General features: G+C 63.1%; 19 protein-coding genes and 4 pseudogenes. 15 read left to right on the plus strand and 8 right to left on the minus strand.

Annotation, left to right across the window (positions count from 1 at the left end):
• From BLR85_RS24695 to BLR85_RS24710, 4 genes and pseudogenes are all read right to left on the minus strand, one after another.
• A pseudogene (locus tag BLR85_RS24695) lies at nucleotides 1–235 on the minus strand (IS110 family RNA-guided transposase); the annotation flags it as partial.
• A gap of 200 nt (nucleotides 236–435) precedes the next feature.
• Complete coding sequence (locus tag BLR85_RS24700; protein ID WP_093163731.1) at nucleotides 436–1,761, minus strand: ABC1 kinase family protein; 1,326 nt, start codon at nucleotides 1,759–1,761, stop codon at nucleotides 436–438.
• Entirely contained in the window at nucleotides 1,758–1,952 is a 195-nt protein-coding gene (locus BLR85_RS24705; RefSeq protein ID WP_093163735.1) for a DUF2256 domain-containing protein, read from the minus strand. Before BLR85_RS24705 ends, BLR85_RS24700 begins: the two co-directional genes overlap by 4 nt.
• Complete coding sequence (locus BLR85_RS24710; RefSeq protein ID WP_342028815.1) at nucleotides 1,949–3,457, minus strand: FAD-binding domain-containing protein; 1,509 nt, start codon at nucleotides 3,455–3,457, stop codon at nucleotides 1,949–1,951. The genes BLR85_RS24705 and BLR85_RS24710 overlap by 4 nt, the downstream gene beginning before the upstream one ends.
• 159 nt (nucleotides 3,458–3,616) lie before the next feature.
• On the opposite strand from BLR85_RS24710, the gene BLR85_RS29355 reads away from it, so the two are divergent.
• Entirely contained in the window at nucleotides 3,617–3,775 is a 159-nt protein-coding gene (locus tag BLR85_RS29355; protein ID WP_170844750.1) for an NAD-dependent epimerase/dehydratase family protein, read from the plus strand.
• Nucleotides 3,730–3,921, plus strand: a pseudogene (locus BLR85_RS24715) (cryptochrome/photolyase family protein); the annotation flags it as partial. The gene BLR85_RS29355 and the pseudogene BLR85_RS24715, both read left to right, overlap by 46 nt.
• Nucleotides 3,922–3,951: 30 nt before the next feature.
• On the opposite strand, the gene BLR85_RS24720 reads toward BLR85_RS24715, so the two are convergent.
• Together BLR85_RS24720 and BLR85_RS24725 are read right to left on the minus strand one after the other, a co-directional pair.
• On the minus strand, nucleotides 3,952–4,893 hold the full coding sequence (locus tag BLR85_RS24720) for an NAD(P)/FAD-dependent oxidoreductase (RefSeq protein ID WP_093163741.1): 942 nt from the start codon (nucleotides 4,891–4,893) through the stop codon (nucleotides 3,952–3,954).
• Nucleotides 4,890–5,987, minus strand: a complete 1,098-nt coding sequence (locus BLR85_RS24725; protein WP_244520865.1) for an FAD-binding domain-containing protein — start codon at nucleotides 5,985–5,987, stop codon at nucleotides 4,890–4,892. The genes BLR85_RS24720 and BLR85_RS24725 overlap by 4 nt, the downstream gene beginning before the upstream one ends.
• A 274-nt stretch (nucleotides 5,988–6,261) precedes the next feature.
• Here BLR85_RS24725 and BLR85_RS24730 point away from each other — a divergent pair, with 274 nt between their 5' ends.
• The 9 genes from BLR85_RS24730 to BLR85_RS24770 all read left to right on the plus strand — a co-directional run bounded on the left by BLR85_RS24730 (nucleotide 6,262) and on the right by BLR85_RS24770 (nucleotide 10,599).
• Nucleotides 6,262–6,678 (plus strand): thiol-disulfide oxidoreductase DCC family protein, encoded by a 417-nt coding sequence (locus tag BLR85_RS24730; protein ID WP_093163746.1) that lies wholly within the window; start codon nucleotides 6,262–6,264, stop codon nucleotides 6,676–6,678.
• A complete protein-coding gene (locus BLR85_RS24735) occupies nucleotides 6,675–7,064 on the plus strand; it encodes a DUF4149 domain-containing protein (RefSeq protein ID WP_093163748.1) in 390 nt (129 codons plus the stop codon). The genes BLR85_RS24730 and BLR85_RS24735 overlap by 4 nt, the downstream gene beginning before the upstream one ends.
• Nucleotides 7,065–7,072: 8 nt before the next feature.
• Nucleotides 7,073–7,543 (plus strand): DUF427 domain-containing protein, encoded by a 471-nt coding sequence (locus tag BLR85_RS24740; RefSeq protein WP_093163750.1) that lies wholly within the window; start codon nucleotides 7,073–7,075, stop codon nucleotides 7,541–7,543.
• Between the two features lie 112 nt (nucleotides 7,544–7,655).
• Complete coding sequence (locus BLR85_RS24745; protein WP_244520866.1) at nucleotides 7,656–8,033, plus strand: PAS domain-containing protein; 378 nt, start codon at nucleotides 7,656–7,658, stop codon at nucleotides 8,031–8,033.
• Nucleotides 8,034–8,321: 288 nt separating this feature from the next.
• Nucleotides 8,322–8,594 carry a DUF3047 domain-containing protein gene (locus tag BLR85_RS30385; RefSeq protein ID WP_093163755.1) on the plus strand — a complete coding sequence of 91 codons (273 nt, stop codon included), beginning with the start codon at nucleotides 8,322–8,324 and terminating at the stop codon, nucleotides 8,592–8,594.
• A 27-nt stretch (nucleotides 8,595–8,621) separates the two neighbouring features.
• Nucleotides 8,622–8,798, plus strand: a complete 177-nt coding sequence (locus tag BLR85_RS30390; protein ID WP_093163758.1) for a DUF3047 domain-containing protein — start codon at nucleotides 8,622–8,624, stop codon at nucleotides 8,796–8,798.
• Between the two features lie 153 nt (nucleotides 8,799–8,951).
• Nucleotides 8,952–9,437: a fasciclin domain-containing protein gene (locus BLR85_RS24760; RefSeq protein WP_093163760.1), complete on the plus strand. Its 486-nt coding sequence runs from the start codon at nucleotides 8,952–8,954 to the stop codon at nucleotides 9,435–9,437.
• Nucleotides 9,438–9,537: 100 nt separating this feature from the next.
• Nucleotides 9,538–10,047 carry an aggregation factor core gene (locus tag BLR85_RS24765; RefSeq protein WP_139188543.1) on the plus strand — a complete coding sequence of 170 codons (510 nt, stop codon included), beginning with the start codon at nucleotides 9,538–9,540 and terminating at the stop codon, nucleotides 10,045–10,047.
• Between the two features lie 60 nt (nucleotides 10,048–10,107).
• Nucleotides 10,108–10,599, plus strand: coding sequence for an EF-hand domain-containing protein (locus tag BLR85_RS24770; protein WP_093163766.1), 492 nt, complete (start codon nucleotides 10,108–10,110; stop codon nucleotides 10,597–10,599).
• A 664-nt stretch (nucleotides 10,600–11,263) separates the two neighbouring features.
• On the opposite strand, the gene BLR85_RS24775 is transcribed toward BLR85_RS24770, so the two are convergent.
• Both BLR85_RS24775 and BLR85_RS24780 read right to left on the minus strand, forming a co-directional pair.
• Nucleotides 11,264–14,431 carry an efflux RND transporter permease subunit gene (locus tag BLR85_RS24775; protein WP_093163769.1) on the minus strand — a complete coding sequence of 1,056 codons (3,168 nt, stop codon included), beginning with the start codon at nucleotides 14,429–14,431 and terminating at the stop codon, nucleotides 11,264–11,266.
• 4 nt (nucleotides 14,432–14,435) lie between these two features.
• Nucleotides 14,436–15,722, minus strand: coding sequence for an efflux RND transporter periplasmic adaptor subunit (locus tag BLR85_RS24780; RefSeq protein WP_093163772.1), 1,287 nt, complete (start codon nucleotides 15,720–15,722; stop codon nucleotides 14,436–14,438).
• A 316-nt stretch (nucleotides 15,723–16,038) separates the two neighbouring features.
• On the opposite strand from BLR85_RS24780, the pseudogene BLR85_RS30045 reads away from it, so the two are divergent.
• The 4 genes and pseudogenes from BLR85_RS30045 to BLR85_RS24805 all read left to right on the plus strand — a co-directional run.
• A pseudogene (locus tag BLR85_RS30045) lies at nucleotides 16,039–16,606 on the plus strand (IS3 family transposase); the annotation flags it as partial.
• Nucleotides 16,607–16,615: 9 nt separating this feature from the next.
• Nucleotides 16,616–17,256 (plus strand): annotated as a pseudogene (locus BLR85_RS24790) (IS6 family transposase); the annotation flags it as partial.
• A gap of 163 nt (nucleotides 17,257–17,419) precedes the next feature.
• Nucleotides 17,420–17,554: a hypothetical protein gene (locus BLR85_RS30300; RefSeq protein ID WP_093163778.1), complete on the plus strand. Its 135-nt coding sequence runs from the start codon at nucleotides 17,420–17,422 to the stop codon at nucleotides 17,552–17,554.
• A 293-nt stretch (nucleotides 17,555–17,847) separates the two neighbouring features.
• The coding region (locus BLR85_RS24805) for an IS110 family transposase (RefSeq protein WP_170844752.1) at nucleotides 17,848–18,126 on the plus strand (279 nt) is incomplete at its 3' end.

Here is an 18,126-nt window from a genome sequence, read left to right on the forward strand (position 1 = left end):
CATATTGCGGTGCGATCAGCCTTACCTCGTGGTCAAACGCCTCCATTTCACGCGCCCAATAATGAGCGCTCCCACAGGCTTCAAAGATGACCAGGCTTGGCTCTTGCTGCGCCATGAACGCACAAAATTGCTTTCGGCTCAGTTTCTTACGGTACTGCACCTCTCCAGTTCGCGACGCTACGTGGACCTGGAAAACACTCTTTGCCAGATCGACTCCAACCATCATATCCTTCATCTCGCCGTCCTCCTCTACGCGTGGCGTTCAACACCACAATCTTGGCACATTGCGATGCCGTCTGGGGAGGGCGGCAACCATCCCATCTCGCCGAGTGGCGGCAACTCGGCGCGGCATAAAGGGCGGGGCGGCTCTCCAACCCGAGATCGGTTCGAATCCGTCTGACAGCTCCCTTGTCACGCATCGAGACTGGAGTCAGATCACCCGGAACGCGCAAGATGTTGCGAGAGCAATGCGCTGATCCCGACCCTTGCGCGCAACCGTGTCCCAAGAAGAAACATGCCCCCCGCCTTGCGTTGGAGGTAGAGGAGGTCGATCGGCACCTCCGGGGGGGCGGCCTGTGCCTCTGCCAGCCTCTGACCGGCGTCCCGCAGCAGGGCCAGGAGATCAGAGGTCCCGAAGTCGAAGGTTTCGAGGCGCAACGCGTCAAAAACCAAGGCCGCCAAGTCAAGAAGTGCCGTCCGAAAGGCGGGCGACGACCCGGGAGACACCAGGCCAAGAGCTTCGACGCTTGTTTCCAACGCCGACCACTCTCCCGCCAGCCCTGCTGCGAGAAGATCGCGTATCGTTTCGGTGAAGGCCGGATCGAACTCTCGCACCGCGCCGAAGTCGAGCAGGACGATCCGGCCGGTCCGCGGGCAATGGCGGTAGTTGGCAAAGTTCGGGTCTGTCTGGACTGTCCGGTGGGTGAAAACCTCGTCGAGAAACAGCGCAAGCAAGCGTTGCATAGCCCGGTCACGCTCCGCCTGGGGCGCCTGTTCCAGACTTTCGATGGGGCGCGATGGCAGGTAGGTCATGCTGAGCACGGACCTGGTCGACCAATCCGGCAGCACATCGGGCAGCACGAACCCCTCGGTTCCCCCCATCATGGCAGCATAAGAGGCCATCGCCCGGGCTTCCTGCTCGTAATTGGCTTCGTCACGCAACTGTGCCCGCGCCGCCGCGAGATAGGGCGCAAGGTCGAAGTCCCGCGGCAACAAGCCCGACAACCGCAAAAGCGAACCGAGATTGGCCACATCGCTGTCGATGCTGTCGGCAATGCCGGGATACTGGACCTTGATGGCCAGTTCGCGCCCGTCCCGCAGCCGGGCCCGATGCACCTGCCCGATGGAGGCCGCGGCGATGGGGCGGGTGTCGAAGCTCCGGAACTCACGCCGCCAGCCGTCGCCCCAGGCCTCGCGCAGCACAACCTTGAGATGCCGCGGCGGCATCGGGTCGGCCGCATCCCGCAGGCGGGCAAGGATACGTGCCATTTCCGGCGGCAGCACATCGCCCGCCTCCATCGACAAAAACTGTCCCATCTTCATCGCCGCGCCGCGCATGTGCGCGAGGTCTTCCGCGATCCGCCGCGCATTGGTGGGCGTGAGCAACAGGCTCCGGAGTTCGGGGGACTCGCCTCGGGACAGCTTGCGCACGCCATCGACAGCGAGCCGTCCGGCAATACCGGTCGCCAGGGCCCCGAGGCGATGCAACCGCGAGATGCGCCCGGCCGGGACCTTTCGGGTGAGGTTTCGAACTGCTGTCATGTCTCACCCATCCCCCGCGCGGCGTTCATGGCACCCTTCCGCGTTCCGTGTCCTGCCGTTCGCGCCTCCCCACGACATCTCGCGGAACAGTACCGGACAGCCTCCCAGTCGCGTTGCCACTTCTTGCGCCACGAAAACGGGCGACCGCACTGGATACAGGGTTTCTCGGGCAAGGGGCGCGTCGACATCATCCCGCCTTCGGCCGTTCAAGCGGGAGCGACAGTTGCGCGGAGGGCACGCGCGCCCTGCGACGCGGTTTTCGCCGACTGGCGTGCTGCGCGACGATCCCCGCGGCCTCGTCGCGGAACCCGGGCCGCTTGCGCACGGCCCAGATCTTCTGGCGAGCCTCGCGCGCTGCCAAGAGATGCTCCACAACCGGAAAGGGATACTGACGGCCGAGCACGGTGCCGGCATTCTCCGCCAGCCAGGGGGCTTGTAAGTGCCTGTCCGGAATCTCGTCCAGCTCCGGTAGCCAGCGCCGCACGAATGCCCCCTCCGGATCCTGATCTTTGCCCTGCTTGACCGGGTTGTAGATCCGGGGCGTGTTGATCCCGGTCGTGCCCGACTGCATCTGTACCTGCGGCCAGTGAATGCCCGGTTCGAAATCCGTGAAACTGCGGGCGAGGTGAAGTCCCGGCGCCCGCCAGTCGAGCCACAGGTGATAGCTCGCAACCGACATCAGCATCGCCCGCATGCGGAAGTTGAGCCATCCCGTGGCCGCAAGGGATCGCATGCAGGCGTCCACGAACGGCAGTCCCGTCTCCCCGTTGCACCATGCCTCCAGGCGGAGCCGGTCAGGAGCGCGCGGGCGCAGGTCGTCATAGGCGCGATGCAGGTTCCGCGTTTCGATACTCGGCCGGTCCTCCAGCTTCTGGATGAAATGGCAATGCCAGTGCAGCCGGCCCGAGAAGGACTGCATGGATTGCCACCATCCGGCCGCTGCACGGCCCTTGTCCCGCAGTTCCGCCTGTCGAGCCCACGTTGCCTGCGTGACCTCCCGGACCGAGAGCGTGCCGTGGGCCAAGTGGGGCGACAGGCGGGAACAGGCCCGTGCGCCGCTCAATGGACTGGACATGTCGCGTCGATAGCCCGCGCCGCGTTCCACCAGAAAGCTCGACAGGAGCCGGATAGCGGCCTGCCGCCCGCCCGACTGTCGTTGCGGACAGGGGTCCGCGGCAAGGCCCATCTCCGCAGCCGTCGGCAGGTAGCCGGGCGCGATGCCTTCCAGCGGCTGAAGGTCCGGCGGCCGGGAACAGGGCTGGCGCATCATCGCGTCCCACCGTCCTGCCCACCCCTCTCGCGTGGAGGGCCCACGCTCCACCCCGTGTTGGCGATGTTCCTGCCAGGCGATCCCCTCGGCGCGACAAAACCCCGCTACGCGTCGATCCCGCGCGAAGGTCCAGTCACCCCCTGTTTCCTCGTGAGAGTGCAACCCGGCGATCCCGTGGCGCGCGTTAAGGTCGGCCAGCACATCTATGATATCTCCCTTGCGCAGGATCAGAGACTGACCGCGGCGCGCGAGGTCCTCCGACAGCCCGCGCAGGCTCTCGGACAGGAACGCCCAATGCCGCGCCGACGCTTCGGGCAGGTCCCAGTAGCCCGGCTCGACGACGTAGAGTGGCAGAACCGGACCGCGTGCCGCCGCCGCGACAAGCGCGGCATTGTCGTCGACGCGCAGGTCGCGTTTGAACCACATGACCTGAACGCCAATCCGGGTGTTTCCTTGCGGGTTCTTGCTCATGTCGAAAAGGATAGAGCTGTCCCCGGGCCTGACCAGTCGCCCGAAGCGTCCCGTGTACGTTTCCTTCCGAAACGATGGCGCTATGTGCTGGCCGGGAACCGAAAGGAAGACCACATGCAAAGAGCGCTTGTCATCGGGGCATCGGGCGGTGTTGGTGCCGCAATCGCGACCGCGTTTGCCGGTCGCGGCGCGGAGGTGATCGGATTGTCACGCGCGCAGGATGGGCTGGACGTGACCGATGTCCGTTCAACCTCCTCTACTGGCACTTCATGAATAGCCATCGTGAGCGGTTCGCGATCAATCCGAGGATGGGTCAGATGTATCGGTCATGGGACCGGATGGACGAGCGCCGCCGTGCGGACATCCTCAACGAAGCCGAAGCTTTTCTCTCACGGCTGGACGCCGGGGAGATCGTCTGATTTCAAGCAAGGTACCCGGTAGTGCCTACATCACGCCAGCCCGAGGATGTCGCGCGCGATGGCGTCTCCGCTCTCCCATGCGTTCTCCGCGCGCGCCCCGAGGCACCAGTCGCCACCCGCGTAGAGTTTCCCCGAGCCGTCCCGCAAAAAAGGCGCTCCGAGCGCGGTGGTCACCCGCGCAAACCGCCAACGATGCGCGGCGACGTGGCGGGCGGACGTGGGGTGAATGCCCAGCCTGTCACACAACATCGGCAGCATAAGCGCCGCGATTTCCTCCGGTGTTTCTTCCAGATTCTTGCGGCTCCAGTCGGGCGCAGCATGGGCCACCCATGTTTGCGCCCCATCACGGCCCGGCTTGGAACTGTTCAACGCGATCCAGTCGAGGTCGTCCTGAGGGTCGCGTCGTGTACAAAACGGCACTGGCACGTCCTCTTCGAACGTCGCCATCAGGGCCAGGCAAGGCGCCATCCGCACCGCAGCGATCTCCTGCACCAACGGCTTTTCCTCCGCCAGCAACACCTTTGCTTGCGGTGCCGGCACCGCAACGACAAGTCTTTCGCAGGTCCACGTGCCCCGATCCGTGTCGATGCGCCAACCGATAGGGGCTCGCTCCACCGCCGTCACTGTCACGCCGAGCCGGATGTCGAGCCCGGTGGCCATGTGCTTCGCAATCGCGTTCATGCCCGGAACACCGACGATCCGCTCTGCATCGCCGCTGTCCTTCCACGCCGCCGCTTGCCCGGCCGCCTCGGACTCGCGCAGCAACGCTGCGAAGCCGTGGGTGCGCGCGGTCACGAACTGGGCTCCGTGATCGAACCGGAGATCGCCCTCTGCCCGGCGCGTCGAAAGCCGCCCCCCGACGCCGCGAGACTTGTCAAACACCACGGTAGACTGCCCCGACTCACGCAGCGCGGTGGCACAGGCCAGCCCGGCAAGCCCGGCGCCGATGATTGCCGTTCCGATCTGAGTCATTTCGATACTCCGGTGGCTTCGAGGATCTCGGGGATGCGGTCTTTCACTTTGAAGAAACTCGCTGTCGCGTGTGGCCAGACCGCGCTGTCCCAATCTCGGCGCAACTCGCAGAACGCGATACCGTTCGCATCCAGTGCGGCGAGATGCGGGTGTAGCCAGTCACGCAATGGACCTTCCGGGATGTAGGGAGTCACGACCTGTTTGACCCCAATGGAGACGGCCCAACCTGCGAGGTCCGCCCCGTTTGCGGCGTCAAGCGCGTCGGCTGGCCGGCCCACACGGGCTGCCGCATCCTCAAGAGCGGTGCGTTCGAACTCCGCGACGGCCCTGCCGACCGGACGGGAGGACCGCAGTGGGCTTCCGGCGAGGGTCGCGCAGGCCCGGATGTCAAAGGCCGACAGGTCGAACTCCTCCGACTGACAATCCTCCTCGGTGATCAGCAGAGCCGTTGTCGTTCCCGGAGTCGCAGTGCGAACCGGCCGCAAGGGCCCGGGCCGAGGGAGACCGCCGGGTTCCTCGGCGACCAGCGAAGCCACATTGGAGGCCAGGCCGGACTCCGTGGGCGTGAACCGGCCGCCGCTGAACTTCTCGATGTTCCACGCCTTGGCTTCATATGCCTTGCCCCGCGTGTGCAGACCGGCAACCCACCTCCACCCGAGCGTGTTCGCGGCCGGATCGCCATCGATCAGATGGCGCAGGAAGAAATCGGCGCCGATGCGCCATGGGAGGCGCAATGTGAAGATCCAGATCGAAGCGAACCACATGCGGGCGTGATTGTGCAGGTATCCCGTTTCCACAAGTTCCTGCGCCCAGAAATCGAAACACGCGATCCCGGTGGCGCCGGTTTCGGCGGCCTCGACGCTGGCCCATCGCCGCTCGTCACTTCGTGATTGCGCAAGATCCTGTTCCAGACCCGTGCAGTAGGCAGCCCAAACCGAGGGTCTACGTTCCAGCCATCCCTTAAAATAGCTCCGCCAGAACACCTCCTCGATGAACTTCGAGGCTTCCTCCGGACCGTGCGCGCGGACCGCCGCGATCACGGTTTCCTGCTCCGTCACGAGCCGACGGCGGATAAAGGGCGACAGACGACTCACGGCCCGGTGGTTTCCTGGGCCGGCATCCATATTGCGTTGCGCGGCGTAGCGCTTGCCCATGCGCGGCCGGAACGCGTCCAGTAGGTGTAACCCGGACTGGCGGTTTCCTTGCACGCTTGCGAAGAGATCCGTTTGAAAACTCATGGCGCGATATTTGGTGCGTTTGCGCCGCCTGTCCAACCGATCCCCCGCATCAATCAAGGATTTCGCACGAGACACCGCGCAGGTGCGACCTATTTGACGTTTCAGACAAAGCCAAAAGGTCCGCCGTGCCATGCCAAGATCCGATCCTGCACTGACCGCCACGGCAGACCCCGGCGAATCCGGCGATCGCCTGACCGTCTATTTCGACGGTTCCTGCCCGCTCTGCACAGCAGAGATCAACTTCTATGCATCTCGAAGGGGAAGCGATGCGCTGCACTTGGTGGATGTGTCCGCCGAGACCGCTGACACCGGACCGGATCTCGAACGCGATGCCGCGATGCGCCGCTTCCACGTACGCCGGTCGGATGGATCCCTGCTATCAGGCGCCGCCGCGTTCGCAGCGATCTGGGAGGTCCTGCCCGGTTGGCGTGTCGCGGGACGCCTGGCGCGCCGTCGTCCTGTCACCGCCGTGCTCGACGCCGGGTACCGCCTGTTTCTGCCGGTTCGTCCGACCTTGTCACGCGCCACAAGATGGATCACGCGATGACCTTGCTCGCGCTCCTCGCGACGGCCCTGCTCTTCGGCGGCATGGTCCTGTATTCCTTCGGGTTCGCCGCGTTCCTCTTTTCGTCGCTTCCCGCCATGCAGGCCGGTCCGTTGCTGCGCCGGGCGTTTCCCCATTTCTACCTGTTTGTCCTCGTGGCCTCGGTCGTCGCGGCCTTGTGCCTCCTGCCGGATGACATGACAGGCGCCGCACTGATGGGACTTGTCGCCGCCACCGTGATCCCCACTCGCCAGGTCCTCATGCCAGCGATCAATCTGGCCACCGACACCGGGCGCACGCGACGATTCAAGGCCCTTCATACCCTGTCCGTCGGCATAACGCTCGGCCACATCGGGATAGCAGCGTGGGTCCTGTCCCGTTTCATTTGAGGTTTGCGATGACACTTCCCCCCGAGAACGTGCAGGATTATCCGAGGCCGCCGCGCCTCGAACCGGTGCCCTATCCGATCCGGATCATCCTGGGCGACGAGATCGTGGCTTACACGTCGGGGGCCCTCAGGGTCCTGGAGACCCACCACGCGCCCACATACTACCTCCCTCCCGGCGACGTTCTTGCCGACCTGCGGGAGGCCAGCGGTCGCAGCGTCTGCGAGTGGAAGGGTGCTGCGCGTTATTTCGACGTGATCGCAGGCCGCCAAACCGCTCCGCGTGCCGCCTGGTGCTACACCCGCCCGACGCGACGTTTCAAGGCTCTGGCGGGTTACCTGGCGTTCTATGCCAACGCGATGGACGGATGCTTCGTGGACGGAGAAAGGGGCACCCCACAGCCCGGTGCATTCTACGGCGGCTGGGTCACGCCAAACCTCACCGGAATTCCCAAGGGCGCCCCCGGAACCGAACATTGGTAAACCCCTGTGGACCGGACGATTTTCGAGTGCGGCAGATCCGTCTATTGCCGAAGCGCCTCGGAGCGGTAAGATGCAGCCAATCGTGTTCTTTCCCTTGCCGCAGGAGATGTCAGTGTCCGACCCCGTTCCAAGTGAAGACGACCTGATTGCCATTCTGGAATCCGACGAGCGGGAGATGAGCGTGGTCATCACCAATCCGGCGCTGCCCGACAACCCGATGATCTATATCAGCGAGGAGTTCGAGGACCAGACAGGTTACGCGCCCGAAGAGGTTCTGGGGTTGAATTGCCGGTTCCTGCAGGGGCCGGACACGAATCCGAACGCCATCGAGGCCATCCGCGCCGCGCTGAAGGCCCGGACCACCTTCACCATCGATATCCTCAACTATCGCAAGACCGGCGAGCCGTTCATGAACCGCCTTCGAATCCGTCCGCTCTTCGATGACGAAGGCAAGCTGCTCTACTACGTGGGTGCCCAGAATCCGGTCTGAACGACGCTTACGTGTGGCCGGAAGGAAACCTGTTCGCGCCCAGCCATCTCATCGGGATCGAAGGGCTGTCGCCCAATTGGGGCCTGATCGGGACACGCTCGCCCGTGTCCGCTTTGCTCGGAGAACGAGAATGAAAGCGACCCGGAACCTTGCCGCGACCCTGTTATTTGCCGCTAGTTCCGCATCGGCGGTGCCGTTCGGGAACTCTTCGGAAAAGAAGTTCCCGCGACTTGCAGGCAGCCAGTAGAACCAGTCCTCGCTGTCGGTACAGGTCAATCCGACGAGCCCGTGTCCCTGATCTGGACCCGTCTCTCGATGTCCGATGGTGCAGCGACCAAGGCATCGTGGAACTGCTCGGTCCGTGAAAGCGTGCCCGGAACGCCGCTCGCACGAAAGGGCGGAAACGACCGAAACCTTGCTCTCTATTTCGTGTTCATGCCGCCCGAGCGCGCCGAAGCAAACCGGAATGCCAACGTCCGCAAGATGCTCCGGGCACCGGATGCGCGCGTGATCATGGACGTCTGGGGCGGCAATCACGGGAGGGGCGAGATACTTCCCTAGCCCTATCTTAAGGCCCGTGGAAAGACGATCAGACGACGCCCTGCCGACACCGGAGACGTTCAGGAAACTGTTGAATTGAAATCAGATTTCAAACGCGCCTTCGGTGAGGAGAAGACTGTCCTCGTGGGCCTCGCCATTTCCTCTGACAGAGACGACACCGGCGCGTCCGTTCGGGCGCAGCTTGACGGGCTGAGATTGGAGTAGAGCGCCCGACGGCGGGCGGACGAGTTGGCAGCCCGGCGTTCCCGCGTGTTCGGGTGGGCGAAATGAAAAATCGATTTTACATTGATCCGAGTGGCGCCGCCTGCCGTATCCCTATCATTCCGCAAGACGCGGGCTCAAATGAATGGAGATACCATGCTTCGCAGAACCTTTGTCGCCGCCACCGCTGCAGCCAGCTTGTTTGCCGCAACCACCGCCTTCGCAGACGGCCACTCCAAGGACATCGTCGACACAGCCGTTGGAGCCGGTTCGTTCGGAACGCTCGTCGCAGCCGTGCAAGCCGCCGGTCTTGTCGACACCCTGAAGGGCGAAGGCCCGTTCACCGTGTTTGCGCCCACCGACGACGCCTTCGCAGCCCTGCCGGAAGGCACGGTCGAAGGGCTTCTCAAGCCCGAGAACAAGGACCAACTAATCTCTATCCTCACCTACCACGTCGTACCCGGCAAGGTGATGAGTGGTGACCTCAGCAACAACATGATGGCAACGACCGTGCAGGGCAGCGACGTGACGATCATGACCGATGGTGGCGTGTCGGTGAACGGCGCCAATGTTGTGACCGCTGACATCGAGGCCTCTAACGGCGTGATCCACGTCATCGATGCGGTGATCCTCCCCAAGTAAGGGGCGCATTGCTCTGGCGCACCGTCCCCGCTCTCCCTCAGGGGCGGTGCGCATCTCGAACACGGCCACCTTCCGCCTCTCAGAATTCAGGAATAACGTTTTGAACTCCATTAAAAATCTCGTTGCAGTGGCCGTCGCAACATTGTTTTGCTCGCCGGTCTTGGCCGACGTGAAGGTCGAATTCCTGGAAGGCGCGCCCAAGGACCGGTTCGTGCTGACGAACGCCGGATCCTGCGGCCTCGAGGACATGACCATTACTCTCGACTTATCGACCTCCGCATCGGGCGTCATATTCGACGTGACCGGCAGCGTGGCCGGCGTCGAGGTCTTCCGGCCTTTCGAGATCGTGGCTGGTGAAAACTACGTCGGCGCCATGCCGGCGGTGTCAGTCGGCGACCGTTCCGTGACGCTCCAGCTCGACGGCCTGCCTGCCGGTGAGTCCGTCGCCTTGACCTTAGACGTTGATGACACCCGCGGGAGCCGAGGGATCACCGTATCCGACAGCGAACTCCGTGGCGCCACTGCTTCGGTTCAGACCGCGTCCTGGACGGCATCCGAAGCGTTCGGCGAGACGGCAACGCTCCGCGTGCCACTGCCCACCTGTTCATGAACGGGGTCGCAGCCTTGACCTGCTATCACCGGAGAGCCTCCCCATCAAAGGATATGTAAGATGAACGCCATCAAGAGGACATTCGCCGCGGCGATGAGCCTGTCGTTGCTCACCGTGGCAGGGACGGCCAGTGCAGACAGTCATGCCATGGACGGAATGGCCAACCACCATGGCATGAAAGGCCATGGCGGGATGTACGGCATGAAGGGGCATGGCAGCAAGCATGTCGGGGGCTCCAGTGTGAGCGGATTGGCTGATATGCTGGACGCCTATGACACGGATGCGAACGGGAGCTTGTCTCAGGACGAAATCCTTGGAGCACGTGCGGAACAACTCAAGACTTTCGACGCCGATCAGGACGGAACCTTGAGCATCGACGAGTACGAGGCGCTGTGGCTCGACGCAATGCGCGAGCGGATGGTGGACAGGTTCCAGCAGCATGACGATGACGGCGACGGACAGGTGACCGTGGAAGAATTCAACGAAGACTTCCAGCGGTTTATCGAGCGTCGCGATCGAAACGGAGACGGTGTCCTGAACTCCGACGACTGAGAAGTTTTCCTCCTTGGTCTGCCGGCCAGTTTCCGGCGGATCGCTTGCGGCGCAGTGGTCCACTGGGCCGCTTTTTTTGGTTCCGGGATCAGAGGTGTCGACAGGTTTCGATGGCGCGTCATCCGTATCTGACGTTATGTGCAACAAGGTCCGCAGTTCGGTTGAGAAGGGTTTGGAGGTTCAGGCCACACCTTTGCAGGAAGCCCCCATCGGCATGGCGCGCGGCTAGTTGCCACTTGTTCCAGGATGTTAGACATCGTGAATGGTCTCCACTGCTCGGCCCGGTAACAGGTCCTGCATGCGCCCAACACTCAGCCCACCCGGCCCGCAGACCAAACCCTCCGCGACGGTGCAGATGCCCGCAGGACAGAACCCTTTGCGTGGAATGTGAAGGCCAGATCCTTCCAGCGGGACGCATGTCCTGGCCCTCGTCGGCCGCGTGTGTTGGTGCATCTTCCGAAAGCGCGCGGTCCGTGCGTCGCTCGGGCAGGCCCACCGGGCGCTCGGAAGATCTGTCTTCGTCTCGCGGCTATAGCCTCGGTTGCCATAGGGTACAGGCGTCTGGTGGTGTCCCTTCAGTTGACCGAGACGCGATACTGGCGGGTCGAACGCGATGGTGCTGTTCCCCCCTCTCTTCCTCATCGGGACGAGCGCGACGCGGCCTCTACTCCGCTGGCGTAGGCGCCAATTCTGCGTCCGGTTGCCGTCCGGACCCGAGGGCGAGGCGGAGCAATGGCGGCACGGTGAGGAGCGTCAGGAAAGCGGACATTGACAGGCCGCCGACAACAACAGCTCCCAGTCCGCGATAGAGCTCCGACCCCGCGCCGGGGAAGACCACCAGCGGCAGCATTCCAAACACCGACGTCAGCGTCGACATGAAGATCGGCCGGATACGGTTGCGGGTCGCCTCCTCGATCGCAACTGCCGGAGCCATGCCATCCTTTCGCAAGTGGTGAAGCGATTGGTGCACAATGAGGATGGCGTTGTTGACCACGATCCCGACAAGGATCACGAAGCCCAGAAGGGTGAGCATGTCGAGCGGTTGCGACCCGATCATGTTCAGGACCGCGAGCCCCCCGACGCCGCCGGCCGCGGCCACAGGTACGGAAATCAGAACGACCAGCGGGAGCACGAAGCTCTCGAACAGGATCGCCATGACCAGAAACACGATTACCAGTGCCACGGCGAGATTGATCTGGATGGCGTTCCAGGTCTGCGACAGCTGGTCGGCGGTGCCGGACACCGTCAGGCGGACGCCGGGCGGAAGCCCGCGCGCCTCGATCGGGGCGATCACGTCCTTTTCCAGAAGTTCGACCGCCGCTTCCAACGGCAAGGCATCGGACGGTCGAACCTCCAGGGTGACAGTGCGCAGGCGTTCAAGGTGCCGGATCTCGGTGGGACCCGCGGTCACGCGCACCTCAGCCAACCCGCCGGCGGGCACGATCTGGCCAGAGGTCGTGACGATTGGCAACGAGGCGATGTCCTGGGTACGCAATGCGCTCTGCACACTCGCATCGCCCTTGAGCGTCAGGTCCAGCCGGCGGTTGCCCACGTTGATCTCGGCGACCCGGATTCCGTCGTTATATGCGTCCACTGTGGCGGCGAAGTCGCGGGTAGAGAGGCCAGCGTCGGCCAGACGAACACGATCCGGGATCAACCTGACCTCGGGCGCACCGAGTTCCAGTCCGGGGATCGGCCGGAACTGGTGTCCTTCCGAACGCGGCAGCAGCCCGGAAATCGCGCCAGCGGCCTGCCCTGCGACGCCGAGAATATCTTCCAACTCGTTGCCGGAGATGTTCAACTCGATCGTGCGGCCTCCGCCGACGCCACGCCCGAAGAGCGATGGCTGGGTCATAAAGCCGAAAGTTCCCGGTTCGGAGAAGATCGGACGGGAGAGGATCGGAATGACTTCGGAAACCCGTGAGCCATCGACCGTTGCGGCGCCCACAAAGCTGTTGCCGGGGGTCGCCACGAAAAAGAAGCTCTGCAAGGACGGGGTTCCGTCCTCGGTCTCCGTCGCCGGGGCGGCCTCCCACATGGGGCGGGCGACGGCCTCGATGCGCTCGGCGATAGTCTCGGTTGTGGCCAGGTTGTAGCCCGGCGGGGGGATCAGCAATCCGAACACCAGGTTCCGGTTGCCTTCCGGCAGGTATTCCAGCTTCGGCAGGAAGGCCCAGGCGGCAAGAGCCGCACCGGTCCCGATAAGGACGACGAAGGTCAGGCCCAGCGCGCGGAACCGGACGGAGAGCCGCACGTAGCGCATCACCAGCCAGCTGAACCCGGAAGCGATGTGGTCCACACCCGGGATACGGCGCGCACCGACGCTGCTGCCTTGAAGCAGTCGACTGGACAGGGCCGGTACGACCGTCACAGCCACCACCAGCGACAGGATCACCGAGACGGAGATTGCCACGGCGATGTCGCGGAACAACTGGCCGGCTTCCAGTTGCATGACGAGAATCGGGACGAACACCATCACCGTGGTAAGCGCGGAGACCAGAACAGCGCCCCAGACCTGCCGCGCGCCCTCGTAGGCGGCTTGCCCGCGGTTCACGCCCTTCTCCATCAGCCGATAGATGTTCTCCAGCACCACAATGGCGGCATCGACGATCATACCCACGGCAAAGGCGATTCCGGCCAGAGAGATCACGTTGAGCGTGCGTCCCGTAACCGCCATCGCCACGAAGGTTGCGACGATGGAAACGGGGATGGCGAGGCTGACCACGACGGTGGCCCGAGGAGACCGCAGGAAGATCAGCAGGACAGCCGCCGCCAGCAAACCACCTATCCAGATATTCCGGACCACGAGGTCGATCGCGCCTTCGATGTAGACGGTCTCGTCATAGACCTGCTCAAGCGTCAGACCCGCTGACGCGATCGGTCCCGCCTCCAGTTCGTCCAGAACGCGTTTGGTCTCGTCCATCGTGGCGATTACATTTGCGCCCTGTTCGCGCACGAGGTTGAAGGCCAGCGCCGGCTCTCCGCGAAACCGAAGCTGCGCATTGCTTTCCTTGTAGGCGAACTCGACATCGGCCACGTCCTTGACCCGGACCCGACCAAGCGTGTTGCTCAGCCCCTGGGTCTCGCTGCGAAGAACGACGTTCTCGACGGCCTGAATCGTATCTAGCTTCCCGTCCGCCCGCACTACGTAGCGGCGCTTGCCTTCCTCGATGTCTCCGGCCGAAAGGCTCACGTTCTCGGAACGCAGGCTGGCCAGAACAGCCGGGATCGTCATTCCGAAGCGGGCGAGTTCGTCGGGGTGGATGACAACCTGCAACTCGCGTGTCACGCCGCCAAAAACGTTCACGGTCGAGATCCCGTCGACCCGCTCCAAGCGTTCCTTGACTTCGTCCTCCATGAAGTCCCCGAACTCGGATATCGGACGTGTATTGCCCTCGACCGCCCGCACGATCACCCAGGCAATCGGGCTGTCATCGGAGCCTGACGTGTTGAGGGTCGGCTCGCTGGCTTCGTCAGGGTATCCCCCCACCCGGTCCAGCCGGTTCGATACCAGCAGGAGCACGTTGGCCATGTCGGACCCGACGGAGAATTCCAGCGTCACCGACGCTTCGCCCCGACGGGCCCGGCTGGTCATCCGGTCGAGCCCTTCCAATCCGCGGAAGGCATCTTCCTGGGGGTTGATTATCTCGCGTTCGACTTCGGCCGGAGCCGCTCCCGGCCAGAGAGTTTCGACGACCACAATGGGCTTGCGTACGTCCGGGGCCAGCTGCACGGGAATCCGGCTCAAGGCCAGGGCGCCAAAGAGGAAGGCCATGACCACGATCGCCATCACGGCAATAGGTCGTTCAATCGCAATGCGGATTGGGTCCATTGGTCTATCCTCGCCCGAGTTCCCCGGTACGGGCTGTTTCCGTCCCGTCTACTCCCGAGGGGACCGTCGCAGCCGCGGGTTGCAGGCTGCCCTCTTCATCGTCACCCGAAGGAGATGGCGCGCTTTGCGAGGCTGCCGCTCCAGCGGAGGCGGGTGGGCGCTCTCCACCGTCCGACGTACCCGCCCCTGCGCCGTTGTTCGGCGCGATGGGCTGACCGGGACGCAACCTTTCGTTGCCCCGAACGACCACCTCGTCGCCGGGCTGCAATCCGCTCAACACCTCGAAGCTCCCTCCGACGGCATCCCCGATCTCGACCGTCCTTGGCGCGGCAATCCCGTCATCGTTGACAAACACGCTCCAGCCGTCGCGCGATTGCACCAGCGCATCCTTTGGCACCACCAGAACGTCGCGCGGCGCGCTCGCCGGGACATCCAGGGTCACGGACTGCCCGACGGCCACGTTAGCGTCGGAGTCGATCAGGTCAAACAGAACCGGGCGGGTGTGCGTCGCCGAAAACTCGGTTGGCAGGATCGCCCGCAGTTCGAGGTCGAGAACGACACCGGTGCCTGTTGTCCCCTTGACCGGTTCATCGGGACGCAACGCCTCGATCAACGCTGCCGGGATGTTGGCCTGAACCTCGAGTTGGCCCAGATCCAGCAAGGTCACGACCCTGCTTCCCGCCGTCACGTATTGTCCGATCTCGGTGGACACCTCGAGGACGACGCCGGCGAACGGAGCCCGAACGGTTGCATTGCGCAAGTTGTACTGGGCGCGATCCATTGCGTTGCGGGCCGAGGCGATCCGTGCCTGGGCTTCCTGTCTGAGACCACGCGCCTCTGCGAGTGAAGAGGTACGTTCTTCCAACGTCGCATCGGATATATTGGCACTGGCCCGTAGGTTCTCGGCCCGGCCAAATGCCTTCAGGGCGCGATCCAGCCGTGCCTCGGCCACCAGCACACCAGCCTCGGCGATCATGAGTTCTGTTTCGGCGCGCGCGACCTCTATCTGCAACAGTTCCGTGTCCAGACGGGCTAGGATATCGCCGCCTTCGACACGGCTCCCGACACGCACAGGAATTTCCGCAGCTATTCCGGGCACCCGCGCCGCGACCTCACTTTCACGTTCGGCTACGACCTGCCCGAAGACCCGCGAGGTCTCCGACATACGGGCGACAGACACGATTTCCGTTTGCACACTCGCAGGACGCCCCTGGGCATACGTCGCGTTCGGGCCCATCACCGTGAACACGATGGCCGCTATGATCGCTGCAGCCGAAACCCCAAAGCGCATCCTGTCTCTCCCTATGATAGTATCGCAGGTACATTACGATACTTGAGAGCATTTGGATCCACATTGGTTCGAACGGCCGACACGAAGAACCACTCTGGGCCTTCGTCAGAGGCCGACGACAGTTCCACGGACGAGCTTGCGTCATGGGATGACCATACGAGAAAACTCGCCGCCGCACCACAAGAGCACCGCTCGACACCGCATCGGATCCAGAGTGGTTATCGGCGTGCGCTCGAGCCTCCCTTGGAGCTCAGATGGTTTTTCGACTTGCCCCGAAAAAGTGGAGAGCACCAACTGCGGAACCAGAAAGTGTTCTATGGGAAACGGAAACAGACCGACGCCGGAGTTCCTGCGTGAAGCGGTGCGGCTGGCTCTGACGAGCGGCCGGACACGCCGGGAGATCGCGGAAGATCTGGGATAGGGCTTTCAACGTAGACGCGATGGCTCCGTCGCGAACAGGATACTGATACTGGTGAGCCGGTCGAGGCATCGGCCGACGTGCATGCCGAACTGAAGCGATTGCGACGCGAGAACGCGGTTCTGAAGCAGGAGCGCGACATCCTAAAAAAAGCCGCGGCCTTCTTCTCGAAAGACGCAGGTCGATGAGCTTTGCCTTCATCGAGGCGGAGAAGGCAAGCTTTCCCATTCACAGGATGTGTCGGGTCCTGGAGGTCAGCCAGAGTGGGTTCTTCGCCTGGCGCGATCGCCCGGCCTGCCAGCGTAAGCGGCAGGACATGATCCATCTCGCCCACATTCGAACAGTGTTCGCCCTGTCGAACGGCACTTTTGGCAATCCGCGGATGCATCGCGACCTGATCGACGAAGGCCATCAAGTCGGTCGTCACCGCATAGCCCGGCTGATGAGCGAGAACGGCCTCGTGGCGGGGCGCTGACTCTACGTACGCTTCCCCTTGTCGCTGCGGAACGTCGAAGACCTGCTGCACGAGCGCGGCATCGACATCAGCCATGAATCCGTCCGGTTCTGGTGGCAGCGTTTCGGCCCGATGTTCGCTGCGGAGATCCGCAAGAAACGCGCCGAGCGTCTGCGTTTAGGGCCGCAGTGGCAATGGCATCTTGAAGAGATGTTCGTGAAGATAAATGGCGAGCGGCACTATCTGTGGCGGGCCGTCGACCACGAAGGTGAGGTCTGGAGAGCTTCGTGACGAAGGCACGGGACAAGAAGACGGCATTGAAATTCCTAAAGAAAACAATGAAGCGCCACGGTCGGCCGCACGTCTTCGTAACAGACAAGCTTCGTTCGTATTGCGCCGCTTTGAAGGAGGGCGGCGCGGCGGAACGGCAGGAAACTGGCCGCTGGCTCAACAATCGGGCGGAGAACTCGCACCTGCCATTCCGACGACGAGAACGGGCAATGCAGCGCTTCCGGCGGATGCGAAGTCTTCAGATGTTTGCCGCCATCGATGCCTCGGTCTTCAACCATTTCAATTCGGAGCGCAGCTTCTACTCGAGAGCAAATTTCAAGAAGAACCGCGCCGCCGCTCTCGACGAGTGGCGTCAACTCGGCGCGGCATAAGGGGCAGGCTCACTGTCCACGCGGAGACGGGTTCAAATTCGTCTGGCAGCACCCTCGCGCCCCATCAGCCGAAAGGGTATGGCCGATGGTGCAAAACTGAACTGGCGAACAGACCAGATCGATCGCCAAACGTCACAATCACCCAGACTTGAGAGGAAACCAAATGTCCAAAGGCGACAAGAGCCGCGGGAACCGCGAAGCAAAAAAGCCGAAGAAGTTCAAGGAAAAGGTCGTTGCCACAGCTGACTTTTCCAAAGGGAAAGCGCCTGTATCTCTCGGCGAAAAAAAGAAGAAGTAGGTTTGCAGCGACGTCGCTCGGGGATCGTCCCAATTGAGAATTGGATTATCCCCGAGCAATGGCTATTTGCAAAGCAATCGTCGCAAAGTCGTGGTGTGGCATCGGTCGGTTTGGCTCGAAGTGGTCTTTGGCTGCGACGCCTAAGTGTTTGATCCCAGGTTTTGATGGTGCGATCCATTCGTTGGAGTGGAAGGACGCACTATGGGACAGATACGTCATGGCTGCGCCACGACCACGCACGCAGTCAGAGCAGCAATCCCAACACTGCAGACGGTCGTAATGCGCTGGTCGCGATGATCCAGCAGTTATCCGGCCCTATGAAAGTCGGATTTGAAGCTACGGGTGGCCACGAATGGGTGCTCTGGACGGAACTTTCTGCTGCAGGGATTGTCGCTGTTCAGCTTTCTCCTGCACAGATCAAGGCATTCGCGCTTTCCCGGGGCGCGCGGGCGAAGACGGACCGGATCGACGCCGAACTGATCGCCCGGTTCATGGCATTCAGACCGGAAGCCGGACGAGAATTGCCGGACGAAAATCTGCGCATACTCAGAACCTTGACGACACGCCGGGCA

It is taken from the genome of Aliiruegeria lutimaris, assembly GCF_900099935.1.
In the GTDB taxonomy this organism is placed as follows: domain Bacteria; phylum Pseudomonadota; class Alphaproteobacteria; order Rhodobacterales; family Rhodobacteraceae; genus Tropicimonas; species Tropicimonas lutimaris.